The sequence below is a fragment of the Micromonospora sp. NPDC050695 genome, from assembly GCF_040654415.1.
Lineage (GTDB): Bacteria > Actinomycetota > Actinomycetes > Mycobacteriales > Micromonosporaceae > Micromonospora.
Map to the genome: position 1 here is coordinate 159,643 of NZ_JBFAHZ010000004.1, position 17,259 is coordinate 176,901.

The 17,259-nt window shown below is 71.2% G+C and carries 17 protein-coding genes; 9 read left to right on the plus strand and 8 right to left on the minus strand.

From position 1 onward, the window contains the following. Nucleotides 1-38: 38 nt before the first annotated feature. Genes AB0H52_RS04690 through AB0H52_RS04700 form a run of 3 tightly spaced genes read left to right on the plus strand, consistent with a single transcriptional unit; the run spans nt 39 to nt 1,813 of the window. On the plus strand, nt 39-581 hold the full coding sequence (locus AB0H52_RS04690; protein WP_278121771.1) for an NUDIX domain-containing protein: 543 nt from the start codon (nt 39-41) through the stop codon (nt 579-581). Beyond that, on the plus strand, nt 578-1,489 hold the full coding sequence (locus tag AB0H52_RS04695) for a sugar phosphate nucleotidyltransferase (RefSeq protein ID WP_151489523.1): 912 nt from the start codon (nt 578-580) through the stop codon (nt 1,487-1,489). Before AB0H52_RS04690 ends, AB0H52_RS04695 begins: the two co-directional genes overlap by 4 nt. A gap of 36 nt (nt 1,490-1,525) precedes the next feature. After that, entirely contained in the window at nt 1,526-1,813 is a 288-nt protein-coding gene (locus AB0H52_RS04700) for an Lrp/AsnC ligand binding domain-containing protein (RefSeq protein WP_151489524.1), read from the plus strand. 73 nt (nt 1,814-1,886) lie between these two features. Here AB0H52_RS04700 and AB0H52_RS04705 read toward each other — a convergent pair whose 3' ends face one another. The 5 genes from AB0H52_RS04705 to AB0H52_RS04725 form a co-directional block, all read right to left on the minus strand. Then, nucleotides 1,887-2,567 carry a DUF4142 domain-containing protein gene (locus tag AB0H52_RS04705; RefSeq protein WP_151489525.1) on the minus strand — a complete coding sequence of 227 codons (681 nt, stop codon included), beginning with the start codon at nt 2,565-2,567 and terminating at the stop codon, nt 1,887-1,889. 193 nt (nt 2,568-2,760) lie between these two features. Continuing rightward, nucleotides 2,761-4,392, minus strand: coding sequence for a ubiquinol-cytochrome c reductase cytochrome b subunit (locus tag AB0H52_RS04710; RefSeq protein WP_151489526.1), 1,632 nt, complete (start codon nt 4,390-4,392; stop codon nt 2,761-2,763). Beyond that, complete coding sequence (locus AB0H52_RS04715) at nt 4,389-5,477, minus strand: Rieske 2Fe-2S domain-containing protein (RefSeq protein WP_151489527.1); 1,089 nt, start codon at nt 5,475-5,477, stop codon at nt 4,389-4,391. Before AB0H52_RS04715 ends, AB0H52_RS04710 begins: the two co-directional genes overlap by 4 nt. A gap of 64 nt (nt 5,478-5,541) precedes the next feature. Beyond that, a complete protein-coding gene (locus tag AB0H52_RS04720; protein ID WP_151489528.1) occupies nt 5,542-6,378 on the minus strand; it encodes a cytochrome c in 837 nt (278 codons plus the stop codon). 70 nt (nt 6,379-6,448) lie between these two features. Beyond that, nucleotides 6,449-7,048: a heme-copper oxidase subunit III gene (locus AB0H52_RS04725; protein WP_151489529.1), complete on the minus strand. Its 600-nt coding sequence runs from the start codon at nt 7,046-7,048 to the stop codon at nt 6,449-6,451. A gap of 99 nt (nt 7,049-7,147) precedes the next feature. Here AB0H52_RS04725 and AB0H52_RS04730 point away from each other — a divergent pair, with 99 nt between their 5' ends. From AB0H52_RS04730 to AB0H52_RS04745, 4 genes are all read left to right on the plus strand, one after another. Then, a complete protein-coding gene (locus AB0H52_RS04730; protein ID WP_357945341.1) occupies nt 7,148-8,077 on the plus strand; it encodes a cytochrome c oxidase assembly protein in 930 nt (309 codons plus the stop codon). Nucleotides 8,078-8,183: 106 nt separating this feature from the next. Beyond that, a complete protein-coding gene (locus AB0H52_RS04735) occupies nt 8,184-8,579 on the plus strand; it encodes a hypothetical protein (protein ID WP_151489530.1) in 396 nt (131 codons plus the stop codon). 89 nt (nt 8,580-8,668) lie between these two features. Then, entirely contained in the window at nt 8,669-9,715 is a 1,047-nt protein-coding gene (trpD, locus tag AB0H52_RS04740; protein ID WP_357945254.1) for an anthranilate phosphoribosyltransferase, read from the plus strand. 216 nt (nt 9,716-9,931) lie between these two features. Continuing rightward, on the plus strand, nt 9,932-10,138 hold the full coding sequence (locus AB0H52_RS04745) for a hypothetical protein (RefSeq protein ID WP_278121757.1): 207 nt from the start codon (nt 9,932-9,934) through the stop codon (nt 10,136-10,138). 98 nt (nt 10,139-10,236) lie between these two features. Here AB0H52_RS04745 and AB0H52_RS04750 read toward each other — a convergent pair whose 3' ends face one another. Together AB0H52_RS04750 and coxB are read right to left on the minus strand one after the other, a co-directional pair. Next, on the minus strand, nt 10,237-10,662 hold the full coding sequence (locus AB0H52_RS04750; RefSeq protein WP_151489533.1) for a cytochrome c oxidase subunit 4: 426 nt from the start codon (nt 10,660-10,662) through the stop codon (nt 10,237-10,239). A gap of 9 nt (nt 10,663-10,671) precedes the next feature. Then, on the minus strand, nt 10,672-11,643 hold the full coding sequence (coxB, locus tag AB0H52_RS04755) for a cytochrome c oxidase subunit II (protein WP_151489534.1): 972 nt from the start codon (nt 11,641-11,643) through the stop codon (nt 10,672-10,674). Between the two features lie 170 nt (nt 11,644-11,813). On the opposite strand from coxB, the gene AB0H52_RS04760 reads away from it, so the two are divergent. Further along, nucleotides 11,814-12,965 carry an aminotransferase class V-fold PLP-dependent enzyme gene (locus tag AB0H52_RS04760; RefSeq protein ID WP_357945258.1) on the plus strand — a complete coding sequence of 384 codons (1,152 nt, stop codon included), beginning with the start codon at nt 11,814-11,816 and terminating at the stop codon, nt 12,963-12,965. Further along, nucleotides 12,962-13,195 carry a sulfurtransferase TusA family protein gene (locus AB0H52_RS04765; RefSeq protein WP_151492120.1) on the plus strand — a complete coding sequence of 78 codons (234 nt, stop codon included), beginning with the start codon at nt 12,962-12,964 and terminating at the stop codon, nt 13,193-13,195. The genes AB0H52_RS04760 and AB0H52_RS04765 overlap by 4 nt, the downstream gene beginning before the upstream one ends. A gap of 140 nt (nt 13,196-13,335) precedes the next feature. Here AB0H52_RS04765 and AB0H52_RS04770 read toward each other — a convergent pair whose 3' ends face one another. After that, nucleotides 13,336-17,112: a hypothetical protein gene (locus AB0H52_RS04770; RefSeq protein WP_151492121.1), complete on the minus strand. Its 3,777-nt coding sequence runs from the start codon at nt 17,110-17,112 to the stop codon at nt 13,336-13,338. Between the last annotated feature and the right edge of the window lie 147 nt (nt 17,113-17,259).

The window sequence follows — 17,259 nt, forward strand, 5'->3', positions numbered from 1 at the left end:
CGCGTCCGAGGGACATTCGTGACCACTAGCCTGGAATCATGATCCCCCGCTCCCGCGCCACCGGTCGGGCCATCTTCTACCAGGCCTTCTACCGGCTGCCCCTGCCGGTACGCCGGCGTCTGGTCAAGCTGGCCGTGCCCAAGTACATCGTCGGTGCGGTCACCCTGGTCCGCGACTCCGAGGCGACGGGTGCGGGCCGGTTGTTGATGCTGCGCCAGCCGCCCGGCAAGGGGTGGTCGCTGCCCGCCGGCCTGCTCGACCGGGGTGAGGCGCCGGTGGCGGGCGCGGCCCGGGAGCTGTTCGAGGAGTCCGGCATCCGGCTCCCCCCGTCCCGGCTGCGCCCCGCCGTCCCGAACGCGATCGTGCACGCCAAGGGCTGGGTGGACGTGGTCTTCGAGACGGAGGTGCCGGCGTCCGACACCGAGCTGGTGGTGGACGGCGCGGAGGTCTTCGAGGCTGCCTGGCATCCGCTGGACGACCTGCCCAAGCTGACCTGGCCGACCGCCCGGCTGCTCGCCTACTACGACATCGGGCCGCTGGCCGGGCAGTTCCCGCCACCGGTGCCCGACACTCTGCCGTGACCGCGACGGCCGGCGTACCGGCCCGGGTGTGCGCGGTGGTGCTCGCCGCCGGCGAGGGCACCCGACTGCGCCCGCTCACCGAGCGGGTTCCCAAGGCGCTGTGCCCGGTGGGCAACGTGCCGCTGCTGGACCGGGCGCTGGCCCGGCTGGCCGGGCTCGGCCTGGCCGGTCCCGGGCACGTCGCGGTGAACGCGTGCTACCTCGCCGACCAGGTGGTCAACCACGTCGGCGACCGCGCACACCTGTCGGTGGAGCCCGGCGACCCGCTGGGCACCGCGGGCGGGGTGGCCAACCTGCGGGACTGGATCGACGGCCGGCCGGTGCTGGTCGGCAACGCCGACGCGTACCTCGCCGACCCGTCGACTCCCCCCGGCCCCGACGTCGCCGCCCTGCTGGACGGCTGGGACGGGCACACCGTGCGCCTGCTCGGCCAGCCCGCCGAGGACCCGACGGCGCCGGGGACCTTCGACGGGCACTGCTTCACCGGCTTCTCGCTGCTGCCCTGGCGACTGGTCCGTGACCTGCCGGTGGTCTTCTCGGACCTGGTACGCGCCCTCTGGCGGCCCGCCGAGGCTGCCGGCGACCTGGAGGTGGTGCCGTACCCGGGCACTTTCTACGACACCGGCACCCCGGCCGACTACCTGGCGGCCAATCTGCACGCGGCGGCCGGCGGGGCACTGGTCGACCCGTCCGCGACGGTGACCGGCCGCTGCGTGGAGTCGGTGGTCGGCGCCGGTGCGCGGGTCGACGGCGAGATACGCCGCACCGTGGTGTGGCCGGGGGCGGTCGTACGCGCCGGGGAACGTCTGCACGACGTGATCCGGTTCGGGGACGGCTGTACCGTGCCCGCCGCCGCGCACGGTGCAGCCGCGGCGGCTCCCCCTCCGGGTCCGGCCGGAAACATCTAGCATGGGCGACGACGCCGACGAACGGAGAAATGCCCCGTGATCACCGCGATCGTGCTGATCGACTGCGCCACCGACGCGATTCCCGAGGTGGCGGAAACCCTGGCCAACCTCCCCGGCGTCAGCGAGGTCTACTCGGTGGCCGGGCACGTCGATCTCATCGCCATCGTCCGGGTCCGCGAGTTCGACCAGATCGCCCAGGTCATCGCCGGCAGCATCTCCAAGGTCCCCGGCGTACTGAACACCGAGTCGCACATCGCCTTCCGGGCGTACTCGCAGCTCGACCTGGAGGAGGCGTTCGCGATCGGCCTCGCGAGCGCCGACTGACCCGCCGCCCGGCCTCGGACGCACAGCGGCCGGTCCACCCGCGCGGGTGGACCGGCCGTCTGCTGCCGCTGGGTCAGCTCTCGCTGGGAGCCGGCACCTCGGTGGAGCCACCGCCCGGAGCCGGCGACTCGGTGGTGCCGCCCGGAGCCGGGGACTCGGTGCTGCCGCCCGGAGCCGGCGACTCGGTGCCACCCGGGCTGGGCGTACCGCTGGCGCTGGCCTGCGGGACCGGGATACCGAGCTGGTTGGCGAGCTGCACCAGCTCGTCGTAGTGCGCCTGGAGCGTCGGCAGGGCGGTCTGGGCCAACTGGACCACCGACTGCTCGGAGCCCTGCGAGATCTCCGTCTGGGTGGCCTGGATGGCCTGGACGTGACCGGCCAGCTCACTGGTCACCCAGAGCCGGTCGAACTCCGCGCCGCTGGCGTTGTTCAGCTTGTCGATGACCGCCTGCTGATCGGCGCTGGGCTCGTTCGGCAGTTCCACGTTGAGCTGCGACGCGGTCTGCTGCACCGTCTGGTCCAGCTGGGTGTGGTCGGTCTTGAACATCGCGCCCAGGTCCTTGACCCCCTGGTTCTGACCCTTCTGCTGGGCCAGGTCACCTGCGGTGATCTCGAACAGGTTCACCTGGTGCACCGCCTGCAGATACTGGGTGTCCTGCGTCGACGGCTGTGCCGCGGCCTGCGCGGCCGCGGCCGGCGCAACGCCGACCAGTACCAGCGCGGCCAACAGGCCGAGGCGTTTGATACCCAACATGTTCCCCCCCTTGAGACGTTGGACCGCACGGATACCCGGCTCACCGGGGTTATTCCTGCGATCCCCTCCTCGCGCGGGTCGGCCGGTCCCGCCGTGGCCGTCCGACTCCTGGCCGGATGGGCGGTGGATACGGATACGACGGGGCGCCCGCCGGAAATCCGGCGGGCGCCCCGTAACGGTTGCGATCGGGCGGTCAGCGGCGGCTCTCGCCGCTGCCGATCTCCTCGCGCTCGGGTCGGGCCTCGACGGGCGGGTGCCCCGGCGAGACCGGCGCCTCGACCGGCTTCTCGATCGGGTAGAAGAAGCCCCGGATGGCCGGGCCGAGGGCACCGAGCCGGTTCATCTTCTTGGGCACCACCCAGCCGACGTACTCCAGCTGGCCGTGGCCGTCCGCGTGCCCGTTGGACGCGCTGAGCGGCTGGTGCACCTCGACGAACCGGCCATCCGGCAGGCGCCGGATGATGCCGGTCTCGACGCCGTGCGCGAGCACCTCCCGGTCGTGCTGCTGCAGACCCAGGCAGAGCCGGTAGGTGACGTAGTACGCCAGCGGCGGGACCACCAGCAGGCCGATCCGGCCCGCCCAGGTCATCGCGTTCAGGCTGATCTGGAACTTGTCCGCGATCACGTCGTTGGCGCCGGAGAGCGTCAGAACGACGTAGAACGCGACGGCCATGGCGCCGACGGCGGTCCGGGCCGGAACGTCACGGGGCCGCTGGAGCAGGTTGTGGCTCTTGCGGTCCTTGAGGTGGCGGGCCTCCAGGAACGGGTACATCGTCGACAGGCCGACCAGGATGCCGGGGAGCACGACAGTCGGCCAGAACAGCGGCGGAATGACGTACCCGTCGCCGATCGGGATGTTGATCTGCCAGGCCGGCATGAGTCGGGTCGAGCCGTCGAGGAACATGACGTACCAGTCGGGCTGGCTGGCGGCCGAGACCACCCACGCCTCGTACGGGCCGAACAGCCAGATCGGGTTGATCTGGAACAGACCGCCCAGCAGCGCGATGACGCCGAAGACGACCATGAAGAAGCCGCCCTGCTTCAGCGCGTACCGCGGGAACATCCGCTCGCCGACCACGTTGCCGTTGGTCCGGCCGGGGCCGGGCCACTGGGTGTGCTTCTGCTTGAAGACCAGACCCAGGTGGACGCTGATCAGCGCGACCAGCAGACCCGGGATGAGCAGCACGTGGGCGATGAAGAACCGGCTGATGATGATGGTGCCCGGGAACTCGCCGCCGAAGACCGACGAGGTGACCCAGGAGCCGATCACCGGGATGGACAGCATGATCGCCGAGGCGATCCGCAGGCCGGTGCCGGACAGGCCGTCGTCGGGCAGCGAGTAGCCGGTGAAGCCGGCCAGGAAGCCGACCCAGAACAGCAGCGAGCCGATGATCCAGTTGGTCTCCCGCGGCTTGCGGAACGCGCCGGTGAAGAAGACCCGCAGCATGTGCACGACGATCGCGGCCATGAACAGCAGCGCAGACCAGTGGTGCATCTGCCGCATCACCAGACCGCCGCGGACGTCGAACGACAGGTCCAGGCTGGACGCGTACGCGGCGGACATCGGGGTGCCCTGCAACGGCGCGTAGCTGCCGTCGTAGACCACCTCGGTCATCGCCGGCTCGAAGAAGAAGGTGAGGAACACACCGGTCAGCAGCAGCACGACGAACGAGAACAGCGCGATCTCGCCGAGCAGGAAGGACCAGTGGTCCGGGAAGACCTTGTTCAGCAGCTTGCGCAGCGGCGTGGCCACCTGGAAGCGGTCGTCCACTCCCACCGCGGCCTTGCCCGGCGTCGCCGCAAGGTCAAACTTTCGACGCTTCATGGCCGCTCCCAGAAATCAGGCCCGACGGTCTCGGTGTAGTCGGACTTCGCCACGAAGAAGCCCTCGGAGTCCACCTCGATCGGCAGCTGCGGCAGCCGCCGGCTGGCGGGGCCGAAGACGGGCCGGGCGTTGTCGGTGATCAGGAACTGGGACTGGTGGCACGGGCAGAGCAGCCGGTTGGTCTGCTGCTCGTACAGGCTGGCCGGGCAGCCGGCGTGCGTGCAGATCTTGGAGAACGCCGCATAGTCGCCCCACATGTAGTCGCCGTGGCCGATCCGCTCGTTGGCCCGGCGTGACTGCTCCGCGTCGCTGCTGCGCAGGTGGATCAGGAGCGTCGGCGAGTCGGCGTGCTTGTTGCTCACGCCCTCCTCGATGCCGGGGAAGACGGTGATCTGACCACCGGCGCTGACGTCCGCCGGGCGGATCGGGCGACCGTCCTCGCGGACCAGGCGGATCCGCTCACCACCCTCGGCGGCGCCGAACCCGGTGGTGAACATCTGGTTGTTCTTGTGTGGCTGGGAGATCAGACCGCCGACCAGGGGCGCCGCGGCGACCGCGGCGACCGGCGCGAGGCCGGCCAGCAGCGAGATGCCGAGCAGCGGGCGGCGCTTCACACCGAGTTCGTCGGCCAGGTAGAGCATGGTCTGACCGGTGATGGTGCGCCCCTCGGCGTCCACCACGCCCTCGTGCCGGTCCTGGATCGAGACCTCCTTGGGCAGCAACTTCTTGCCCCAGGTCAGGATGCCGAAGCCGACGGCCAGCAGGGCCACGCCGAGGGTCGCGCCGAGCAGCGGGGTGTAGAACTTGTCGCCGCCACGGCCCGGCTCGTACTGCCACGGCCACCAGATGTAGATCGCCAGGAAGGCGGTCGCCGCCAGGCCGGTGATCAGGAAGAACCCGGCCACGACCCGGGTGAGCCGGCGCTCGGCCTTGGTGCCGGGCAGCACCTGCGGCTCGTAGTGCACGATCTCGATGTCGTCCCGGCGTGCGCCTTCACGGACGATGTCGAACCGGGTCAGCGTGGGGTCGTTCACGTCGAGCGGCTCCCGGCCCTGCGGGGCCTGGTGCTCGGTGTGCGTGCTCATGCCGTCACCTCGCTACGGGTGGCGCCGAGCGGCACCACGGCACTGAAACTGAAGATCCGCTCGGTCACGACTTACCCGCGATCCACAGGCTGGCGAAGACGAGCGCCACGATGCCAACCAGGAAGATCGCCAGGCCCTCGGTGGACGGCCCGTACCGACCGAGGTTGAACCCACCCGGGTCCTGGTCGTGCTTCAGCGTCTCCTGGATGTACGCGATGATGTCGGCCTTCTGCTCCGGCGTGATCTGGTTGTCGCCGAACACCGGCATGTTCTGCGGGCCACTTAGCATCGCCGCGTAGATCTGCCGGTCGGTCGCCGGGTGCAGGCTCGGGGCGAACTTGCCCGAGGAGAGCGCGCCGCCGCCGGCGCCGAAGCCGTGGCATTGCACGCAGTTGACCCGGAACAGCTCACCGCCGGCCGCGACGTTGCCGCCGTCGCGGATTGCGTCACCCTCGGGCACGACCGGGCCGCCGCCGAGTTCTTGGATGTACTCAGCCAGCTGGCGGGTCTGCTCGTCGGTGAAGACGGGGGGCTTGCGGTGCGCCTGGGCCTCCTGGCGGGCCAGCGGCATCCGGCCGGAGCTGACCTGGAACTCGACCGAGGCCGCGCCGACGCCGATCAGGCTCGGTCCGCGACCCTCGACGCCTTGGGCGTTGCGTCCGTGACAGGTCACACAGCTCACGTCGAACAGCGCCTTGCCCTCGGCGGCGGCGCCGGTCAGCGGCGGGTTGTCCTGCGCCTGCGCACCGGGGGCGAAGACGGTGTAGGCACCGCCGGCGAGCATCAGCGCGGCGATCAGCCGGACCGCTGCGCCCAGGCGGCGGCGGCCCCTGCTGCGCACGGCGGGCCGCCCGCGCAACCGCGCGAGCAGACCGCGTCGGCGGTCGTTGTCAGAAGTCATGAGCGGTGTCCTTAACCGGTTGGACCTGTCTCAGGGGACGGAGCAGCAGTGCGGAATGTGACGCGCAAGATCACTGAAGCCAGTAGATCATGGCGTACAGCCCGATCCACACGACGTCGACGAAGTGCCAGTAGTACGACACGACGATCGCCGAGGTCGCCTGCGCCGGAGTGAACCGGCCCATGGTCGTACGGACCATGAAGATGATGAAGGCGATCAGACCGCCGGTCACGTGCAGGCCGTGGAACCCGGTGGTCAGGTAGAACATCGACCCGTAACCGTCTTCGTTGATCTTGACGCCGTCGGCGACCAGGTGCCGGTACTCGTTCAGCTGGCCGAGCACGAAGATCAGGCCCATCACGAAGGTGACGGTGAACCAGCGCCGCAGCGCGTGCACGTCACCCTTCTCCGCCGCGAAGACGCCGAGCTGGCAGGTCACCGAGGACAGCACCAGGATCACCGTGAAGGTGGTCGCGTACGGGATGTTCAGCGCCTCGGTGTGCTTCTCCCACTGCTCCGGCGCAGCCGCGCGGATCGAGAAGTACATCGCGAACAGCGCCGCGAAGAACATGAGTTCGCTGGAGAGCCACACGATCGTCCCGACGCTGACCATGTTCGGTCGGGTCAGAGAGTGGATCCGGCTCTTGTCAATGGCTGGGGCCGCAGTCACGCCGTCATTATTGCCCCTGACCGGGGCCGGCGATCAGCGGGGTGGCAAACCTGCGCCTTCCGTGGCCCGGGCGTCAAGGTCCGGTTCGCCTGGCCTAGCCTGAAAAGCGTGCTGCACGTCGATCCGATCCTCGCCGCCACCTCGGCCCCGCCGCCGTTCACCATCGGCGCGGTGTTGACCGAGACCCGGCTGGACAGCTGGCTGGCCCTCGGGCTGGTGCTCGCCGCCGGCCTCTACCTCTACGGGGTGCACCGGCTGCGACTGCGCGGCGACCGCTGGCCGGTCGCCCGGACCGTCTTCTTCCTCGGTCCCGGCCTCGGCGGCATCGCGCTCGTCACGCTCAGCGGTCTGCACGCGTACGACACCGCGCTGCTGTCGGTGCACATGATCCAGCACATGGTGCTGTCCATGGTGTCGCCGATCTTCCTGGCGCTGGGCGCGCCGATGACGCTGGCCCTGCGCACCCTGCCGGTCGGGCCGCGCAAGCGCCTGCTGGCGATCGTGCACAGCCGCGTCGCCCGGGTGTACAGCTTCCCGCTGGTGGCGTTCGCCATCTTCGTGGTCAACCCGTTCGCGCTGTACTTCAGTGACCTGTACCGCTTCACCCTGGAGCACGCCTGGGCGCACGAGCTGGTGCACGCGCACTTCATCATGACCGGCTGCGTGTTCTTCTGGCCGCTGCTCGGTCTCGACCCGCTGCCCGGCCGCTGGCCGTACCCGGCGCGGGCGCTGCTGATGCTGCTCTCTGTGCCGTTCCACACCGTGCTCGGGCTCACCATCATGCAGAGCACCACACTCTTCGGCGGCGACTGGTACCCGTCGCTCAACCTCGGCTGGGCCGACCCGAAGGCCGACCAGGTGCTCGCCGGCGGCATCCTCTGGGCCGGCGGCGAGTTCGTCAGCGTCACCATGCTCGCCGTGCTGGTGGTGCAGTGGGTCAAGCAGTCCGAGCGGGAGGCCCGCCGGGTCGACCGCGAACTGGACCGCCAGGAGGCCCGCGAACGCGCCGCCGACGCCGCGCCCGCCTGAGCTGCGCAGACGGTACGCCCCAGGGCCGGTGTCGGGCGGGATGTCGGCTACGTCACGTCGACCGGTACGATCGGCGGGCAGCTACGAGGTGGGAGCCTGTTCAGCCATGAGCGATCGTCTGTGCACCGTCTTGCTCTACAGCGACGACCCGCAGGTCCGTGACCGGATGCGGCTCGCCGTCGGCACCCGGCCCGCGCCCGGCCTGCAGATCGAGTTCGTCGACGCGTCGACGTACGCCGAGACGATCCGCCTGGTCGACGACTACGAGATCGACCTGCTGCTGCTCGACGGTGAGGCCAGCCCCGGTGGGGGCATGGGCATCGCCCGGCAGATCAAGGACGACCGGGACGACGCTCCGCCGACCTGCCTGGTGATCGCCCGCGCCGCCGACCGATGGCTCGCCGCGTACGCCGAGGTCGACGCGACGCTGGTGCACCCGCTCGACCCGGTGACCACCGGAGGCACGGTGGCCGAGCTGCTGCGGACGCACGCACCCGCCTGACGTCCTCCGCTCTCCGGCACCGCCACGGCGTCGGACGAGTCGGCGCCGGTTCCAGCCCACCCGCACTTCGTACGCTCGGGAGGCCCGCCATGGGCGATCGGACCTGGCCGCACCTGCTCAACTCGCTGCTGCGCGGCGAGGAGCTGTCCACCGCCGACACCGCCTGGGCGATGGGCGAGATCATGGCCGGCTCGGCGGGCACCGCACAGGTCGCCGGCTTCGCCGTGGCGCTGCGCGCCAAGGGTGAGACCTCGGCCGAACTGGCCGGGCTGGTCGAGACGATGCTCAGCAGGGCCGTCCCGGTCGACCTCCCCGACGAGCTGCGCTCCACCGCACTGGACGTGGTGGGCACGGGCGGTGACCTCGCCCACACGGTCAACATCTCCACCATGGCCGCGCTGGTCGTGGCGGGCGCCGGCGTCCGGGTCGTCAAGCACGGCAACCGGGCGGCGTCGTCCTCCTGCGGCACCGCCGACCTGCTGGAGTTCCTCGGCGTGCCGCTCGACCTCGACCCGGACGCGATCGTCCGCTGCGTCACCGAGGCCGGCATCGGGTTCTGCTTCGCGGCCCGGTTCCACCCCGGGATGCGCCACACCGGGCCGGTCCGCCGGGAGCTGGGCGTACCCACCGTCTTCAACTTCCTCGGCCCGCTGACCAACCCGGCGCGCCCCCGTGCCGGCGCCGTGGGGTGCTTCGACTCGCGGATGGCACCGGTGATGGCCGGCGTGTTCGCCGCCCGGGGTGACTCGGTGCTGGTGATGCGCGGTGAGGACGGGCTGGACGAGTTCACCACCGCCGCGCCGACCCGGGTCTGGGCGGCTCAGGGCGGCACCGTACGTGCGGCCGTGCTGGACGCGACGGACCTGGGGGTACCCCGCTCCACCCTCGCCGACCTGCGCGGCGGTGACGCCGCCTACAACGCGGGCGTGGCCCGCCGCCTGCTGGCCGGCGAGACGGGTCCGGTCCGGGACGCGGTGCTGGTCAACGCGGCGGCGGCGCTGGCCACCCAGGGCCCGCTGGACGGTGACCTGACCGAGGCGCTGCGCGCCGGCCTGGACCGCGCCGCCGAGTCGCTCGACTCCGGCGCGGCTGCCGCGACCCTCGACCGCTGGATCGAGACCGCCACCACCGCCTGACCGGACCCCGCCGCCGGTCCCGACCCGGCGCTTGGGATCCCGGATCCGCGGTCTCCACCAGCCCCGGACACCCCGAGTTCCAGGATGTCCAGTGGATCACGCACGGAAATTGTCGGACCCGGGTGGGAAAGTACAGCCGAGTAGTTCTCCGTTCCCGTCTGTGCGCGGCTGTCGCATCCTCGGGGGCGGGTCGCCCGTAGTGATGAGGAGACACCCGTGTCGCACCGCGAGCTCCACTGCGACGTCTGTGCGGGCGTGGCGCCGTTCGAGACGCCGCCCTGCGTCGACGGCCACGGCGCCGACTGCCCCGAGCTGATCTGCACCGGCTGCGGCACCGCCGTGGTGATCGCCACGTTCGCCTTCCGGGTCACCCGGCTGGCCGACCACCGACGCCGTCAGCCCACCCAGCGCCGCGCCGCCTGAACGGCCCTCGCGCCGGCCACCCATGACGAAGGCCCGCTCCCCATCGGGAAACGGGCCTTCGCGGCGGTACGGGTCGGTCGCGGCGGCGACCGGGTGGATCAGTGCTCGGCGGTGCGCCGGGTGCCGGTGTAGTACTCGAACAGCAGCCCGCAGGCGGCGAAGACGACCGCCAACAGGCCGGCGCCGATCAGCCAGAACTGCCAGAACACCATGCCCAGCGCGGCGACCGCGGCGGCCAGCGCCAGACCGAACGGCCAGTAGCTGCCCGGGCTGAAGAAGCCGATCTCACCCGCGCCGTCGGCGATCTCGGCGTCCGGACGATCCTCCGGACGCAGGTCGATCCGGCGGGACACGAACCAGAAGAAGCCACCACACATCGAGCAGAGCAGGAACGACAGCAGCAGGGCGACGGTGCCCACCCACTCGACGTTGCCGGACTCACCGTGCGTCCAGGCGCCGTACAGGATGGTGGCACCGAAGAGGAACCCGGCGATGATCAGGAAGATACGCCACTCGGTCTTCATGCGGCTGCCTCAGCTTCCCGTGCGGGCCGGAACGTCGTCCGGGTTGAAGTTGTCCTGCGTCCGCCGGGTGTCGAACGGCTGCGTGGTCTGCGCGTACGGCTGCTCACCGATCGCGGTCAGCGCGTCCTGGGTGGACTTGCCGCTCTGCTTCGCCGCCAGGAACTGGTCGTACTTCTCCGGCGAGACCACCCGCAGCTCGAAGTTCATGAACGCGTGGTAGCTGCCGCACAGCTCGGCGCACCGCCCGACGTAGGCGCCCTCGGCCTCCAGGCTGGAGACCTCGAACACGTTGCGGATCTTGCCCGGCATGACGTCGCGCTTGAAGAGCAGCTCCGGCACCCAGAAGGAGTGGATGACGTCGCGGCTGGTCTCCTCGAACCGGATCGACCGGTTGGTCGGCAGCACCAGCACCGGGATGACCTCACTGGTGCCGAGCGTCGACGCGGTGGTGCGGGCCTCCGTGCCCTGCCCGTCGCGGTAGTTGAACTGCCAGTTCCACTTGAACGCGACGACCTCGACCGTGACGTCGGGGTTCTTCGACAGCTTGTCGACGTCGGTCTGCACGATCGCGGTGTAGTAGAAGAGCACCGAGACGATCAGGATCGGCGCGATGGTGTAGAGGAACTCCATCGGCATGTTGTAGCGGGTCTGCACCGGCAGCGCGTTGCCACGCTTGCGGTAGCGCACGACGCACCAGAAGATCAGGCCCCACACGAAGACGCCGACCGCGAGGGCGGCGATGCAGGAGGCGATCCACAGGTCGTACATCCGCCGGGACTCCGCCGAGATGCCCCCCTGCGGCCAACCGAAGCCGTCGAACGTCGCGCCGACGTCACAGCCCGTGAGCAGGACCAGCAGCGCCACGCCGCCGAGACCGAGCCCGGCCAGCCGACCAGCACCGCGCCGCCGGCGTCCACCGGCCCCCTGGGAAGCGCTGTGCCGTACGGCCGACGGCCGTACCTCCGAACTCCTTGCGACCACCTGGTCCTGCCTCCCTAGCGCGCCGCGGTGCGTCTTTCCTCGGCACCCACGACAAAGGCGTCACCGACGGTCGCAGATTACTCGACCATGACGGGCTCGGCCGTGGTGGGGTCACTGTCCGCCCCCATCGGGGGGATCCTGGGCATACCGCCGCGATACCGTACTGATCTGTGAGCGCTTCCCCGGTCTATTTCGACGCGGCGACCGCCGCGCCGACACATCCGGTCGCCCGGCAGGCGCTGCTGGCCGCCCTGGAGGACGGCTGGGCCGACCCCGGCAAGCTCTACACCCAGGCCCGCCGCGCCCGGCAACTTCTCGACGCCGCCCGCGAGGCCACCGCGCAGACGCTCGGCGTCCGCGCCGACGAGCTGTCCTTCACCCCCAGTGGTACGACCGCCGCGCACGGCGCGGTGCTCGGTGGCCTGGCCGGGCGGCACCGGATCGGGCCGACGCTGGTGCACTCGGCGATCGAGCACTCCGCCGTCCTGCACGCCGCGCAGCGGCACGTCGGGGCTGGCGGCGTCGCGCACGCGGTGCCGGTGGACCGGCTGGGCCGGCTGGACCTGACCGCCTGGTCGGACGCGGTACGCGCCCCCGGGGTCGGGTTGGCGGCGCTGATCAGCGCCAGCCACGAGGTGGGCACCGTGCAACCGGTCGCCGAGGCGGCCGCGGCCTGCGCCGACGCCGGGGTGCCGCTGTACGTCGACGCGGCGCAGTCGGTCGGCCGGGTGCCGCTGCCCGCCGGGTGGTCGGTGCTCACCGCCAGCGCGCACAAGTGGGGCGGGCCGCCCGGGGTGGGGTTGCTGGCGGTGCGCAAGGGCACCCGCTGGGAGTCACCGTGGCCGGCCGACGAGCGGGAGGGTGGTCGTACCCCCGGGTCGGTGAATCTGCCCGCGGTGGTGGCGGCGGCGGCGAGCCTGCGCGCGGCGGCCGCCGACGCCGCGGCCGAGGAGACCCGGCTGGCGCCGCTGGTGGACCGGATCCGGGCGCGGGTCGCGGCGGAGGTGCCCGACGTGGAGGTGGTCGGTGACCCGGTGCTCCGGCTCCCCCACCTGGTGACCTTCTCCTGCCTGTACGTCGACGGCGAGACGCTGCTGCACGCGCTGGACCGGCGCGGCTTCGCGGTGTCGTCCGGCTCGTCCTGCACGTCGTCCACGTTGCGCCCCTCACACGTGCTGGCGGCGATGGGGGTGCTCTCGCACGGCAACGTCCGGGTCAGCCTGCACCGGGAGACGACCGAGGCGGACGTCGAGCGGTTCCTCGCCGAGCTGCCCGGGATCGTCGCCGCACTGCGCGCCGAGGCCGGGGTGGTGGGGCTGTGACGATGCCCGACGAGGTGCTCGACTGCCGGGGTCAGCGCTGCCCGCTGCCGGTGATCGCGGCGGCCCGCCGGATGCCGCAGGTGCCGGTCGGCACGGTCGTCCGGGTGCTCGCCGACGATCCGGCGGCGGCGGTCGACATCCCCGCCTGGTGCCGGATGCGCGGCCAGGAGTTCCTGGGATCGGTGACCGGCCCCGAAGGCCCCGCCTACGACATCCGCCGCACCCACTGAGGAGAGCCGATGGACGAGGAGCCCTACCAGCTACTGGCCGGTGCCCCGCGGGGACGCCAGCGATGCCGGGCATTGAAGAGCGGGAGCGTGCCCAGCCCAGCGGGCAGACCTCCGCTGGGCTGGGCACGCCGCACGTTCACCTAGCGGAGAGTGGTGGAAGGGCCATGGGCGCCGGATCGAGGGCCGTTCCATGCCGCGGCCCCGTACGGCATCTGCTGCTGACTGGCCTCCTTCACCGATCCGTGCGCCCGTGCAGGCCCGCTTGCCGTGCTCGACCGCATCTCGGCCAGCCGCGGCATCGCAGGATCAGCGACAAGCATCGATACCGCTGGTGTCCGGTTGGCGTACTGATCGAGGTACGGGCTCTGCGCGGTCTCAGGAGAGTGATCTAGACGCGGCCCAGAGTGCGTAACGGTGGGCCGGAGCGGCCACGTCGGCGGGCCGAACGGATCGAGCTGTCGACGCAGGACGGGATACCTGTCCTCGGTGCGGAACGCGTGCTGGACCAGGTTCCACGACCGGGCACCGAGGCCGGGCCGATTGATCCTGATCTGCTCGACGGCCCCGTCCAGGAGACGACCCAGGGCATCCGGGTCGTGCAGGGTGGCGCTGTCCCGGACGACGAGTTCGTAGGTCGGCGCGGACCAGTGCCGCAGGCGCAGCACGACTTCGGCGGGCCCGTTGAGCGCCGTGTCGACCCGGAGGTTCAGCTCGGCGTTCTTCAGGTCGCCGACGGCGAACTGGAGCGTGGTCGGTGAGGTCACCGACGCCCAGGCTCGCGGTTGCCCCTCGGGCGACGACATCTTGGCGATGCCGGCCCAGAGGTGATCCGTCTTCCTCCGCTCATCGTCGACGGCCTTTCGGTACGGCGACAGCGAATCCGACCCGGCGCCCCGGACCGCCGCCATCGACGCGGCGGACTCGACGCCGCCCGGGTCGCTCTGGGCTAGGGGGTTGGCACGGCCGTGTCGGGATCGCAGAGCTGCGGCGATCGCCGTCCAGCGCGCGTCGTTCCAGGACCAGTCCTGCCCCGCCTCGCCCCGCCAGAGGCCGAGCTTGTCGAGGTGCCGAGCGAGGTCCTTACGGAGCAGCTTGCGGTCTTCGTCGTCGCCGACGGACCAGCTCTTGAGCATGTCGAGGTCGGTGAGGATACCGTGCAGTACGTCGACCTCGGCGCGATCGGCCGAGGTCAGACGGACCGGCCCGGCCACCCGGAGAGGTTGCCGGGTGAGGTGTCGCGGTGGCTCACCGGAGCGGGCCCGATCCTGCGCCCACACGATGGCCCGCCCGACGCGCCGACGCCCGCTGACCCAGACGTCGCTGAACCCGTCGCGTTGCCAACGACCGAACCGCTTGAGCACACCGGCCTTGGGTGGCAGCTCGATCGGTGTGATCAGCTTGTTGGCCGCTGCCGCTCCGGAAAGGTTCTCCTGGAGAACCTGCACGAACTGCTCGCCGGAGCGGGGCTGGCTGCTCACTTCGGCGACGGCACCGGCAAACCGCGCCGCCTGGCGGTGCCGGGGTTCGTGGGTCCGCAGGTACGTCTCGCCGGCGCCGGTGACCGCCAGGACACCGGCGGCCGTGAGGATCACCGGAAGCGCCACCGGAGCGGCGATCATCCCGGCACCCGCCGCGATGCCGTAACCCAGCGCGCCCGCGGTGGTGGCCGGCACATGCTTGTAGATCATCTGGGTACGTTTGGAGATCTCGGTAGGCCGTTCGACGAGCTGGTTGATCTTGCGCTGGTCAAGTACCCGCGCGGTGTCCTGGCTGAACTTGGCCAACCACGGGTAACGCTGCGGATCGGCGGCGCGGGGCAGCACGCGATCGTCCACGGCCACGCCGTTGACGATCGCGTCCAGCAGGGTCCGGACGACACCCAGCCGGAACCGGGCGTCCCAGGCCGCCACCGCCATCGCGTCGCGGAACTCGTGGTTCTTCAGCGCGCTCCAACCGGCCCCGTAGGCCAGACCTCGTCCCAGGCCGGACAGCACACCGGCGTCCGCGAGTCCGGCCGCGCTGCCGGCGAGATGACCGATCACCTGGGACGGCACCTGCGCGGCGGAGTACTGGGTGCCGGTGCGCAGCATGTTGTGCCAGATCTTCGGCATTCCGTTGGGCAGCCCTCGATCGACCAGGTCGTAGCTCTGCCGCCCCTGCTGCCGACCGAACATGCCGACAAACCGCCGCAACAGTCGACGGCGGTGGCGCAGGTCGCTGACCTTGTCGGCCACCTCCCGGTCGATCGCGTTCGCCAGCGAGCCCACCTCCTCGGCGAGCCCTCTGAGGCCGACCTTCAGGTGCTCCGGAACCGGGAGGCCGGCTTTCAGGGACTCCGCCCACCGTCTGTACAGCTCCAGCGTGTAGTGGAACGCGTTCTCCACATACCGATTACGGCGGTGGTCCGGGCTGCCCTCCAGTGCGCGTGTGAAGCGGTCCCTCGCCCGTCCCTCCCACAGGTCGAACACCCAGTCCGAGCCGGCGCCGGCCAGCAGGCTCTGCCCGCCCTGCAGCGCGGTCGAGAGGCCGGCCAGGTCCCACCGGTGCACCTTGTGCCCCTCGACGAGAACCTGCCCGTTCGCGTCCAGCACCGCGCGAACGTCGAGGCCCACCAGACCGGTCACCAGACCGGACGCCGCCGCCATCGACAGCGCGGGGGGCGCACGTTTGGTCATCTGAGCGATGGGCAGCCCGAGCGTGCTCTTCGCCGGTCGCCCCCGCTCACCCCACCGCTTCGGGGCCGTCAGGACGACCTCCGGTGCGACGTTACGGCTCGCGTTCGCCGCCAGCGCGTCGGACGCCGCCTGGACGATGTTCATCGTGCCCGTCCCGGCGACCGAGGACCCCATCAGCGCCATCGCACGCGGCGGGTCATTGCTCAGCCCACCGGCGAAGGTGGTCCCGATCGAGGACGCGGCGACCATCCGCCGTGCGAGATGGTCGGCGAGGGAGGCCTTGCCGGTCAGGTGGGCGGGCCGGTCGACGCCCCAGACCGCGGTGTCCGAGTGGCCGTGATCCACCGCCGCGAGTTCCTCGTCGATCGCTCGGAGTTCGGCCCGTAGCACCTCCGTGGTGTGCGGCATCGAGAGGTGCTTCTTCAGCCATCGCTTCGGTCGGGTCGTGCCCCACGCACTGCCGCCGAAGTGGATCCGCCGCAGGATCGTCCGCTTGGCGTGCAGGGCCTCCGCGCTGTTCGCCCGCAGGGTCCCGGTAGGGCCGACCACCCCCTCGGCGGCGACTTGGGCGAACAGCCCCGCGAGGCCAAGCACGAGGGACCGGTCGCTCGCGTCCGACCGGATTTTCAGTCGACCGTCGACGAGCAGAGCGGAGTCGGTCAGCGCTTCCGTCCACTTGTCCACGGGAACGACGTCGACGGGCACGGTGTGCTGTTCGGCGGAGAGCAGCGGCCTGGTGCCGCCCGGTGCCGCGAACTCGACGGTCAGCGTCGCTTTGCCGGTGTCGATCGTCGCGGCGGGCAGGGCACTGCCGTGGGCGAGCGCCAGTCGCACCGCCGCCGCCGCGTGCCCGAGGATCTCCCGATCGCTTCCGCCGAGATCGGTGCGGTGGTGCAGCATCATCCGACGGACCCGGGAAGGGTCGGCTCGCCCGTCCCGGATGAACCGACGGTGCATCGTGGCCAACAGGTGCTCGCCTCGACGCGCCGCGCCGTGGTGGTCCCGCAGCACATTGAGCGAACGCAGGGCCTCGACGACCGCCAGCTCCCCCGCCCGCTGCGCGCCGGGAGCCGCGTCGAGCGGGTGCATCGCCTCGACGACCGCGTCGACCCCCGCCCGATCCTGCGGGGTAAGCGCGTTCTGCCAGCGGGACCGGTTTGCCTTGGCGAAGCGTGGCCGCGGGTCGGACTGCCACTCCGCGACGCGCGGCGGGCTGGCGTACTGCGCCGTGACAGGGCGCACGGTTGCTGATCCCACTGAGGCCGGTGCCGCCCGCCGGCTAACCGCGGTCAGATCGGGAAGGACCTCTTGCGGCCTCTGCGTCCGCACCGGCGTCACGACGGTCCCGCCGCCATCGAGCAGGTGGCTGGCCGGCCGAACGAGGATGTG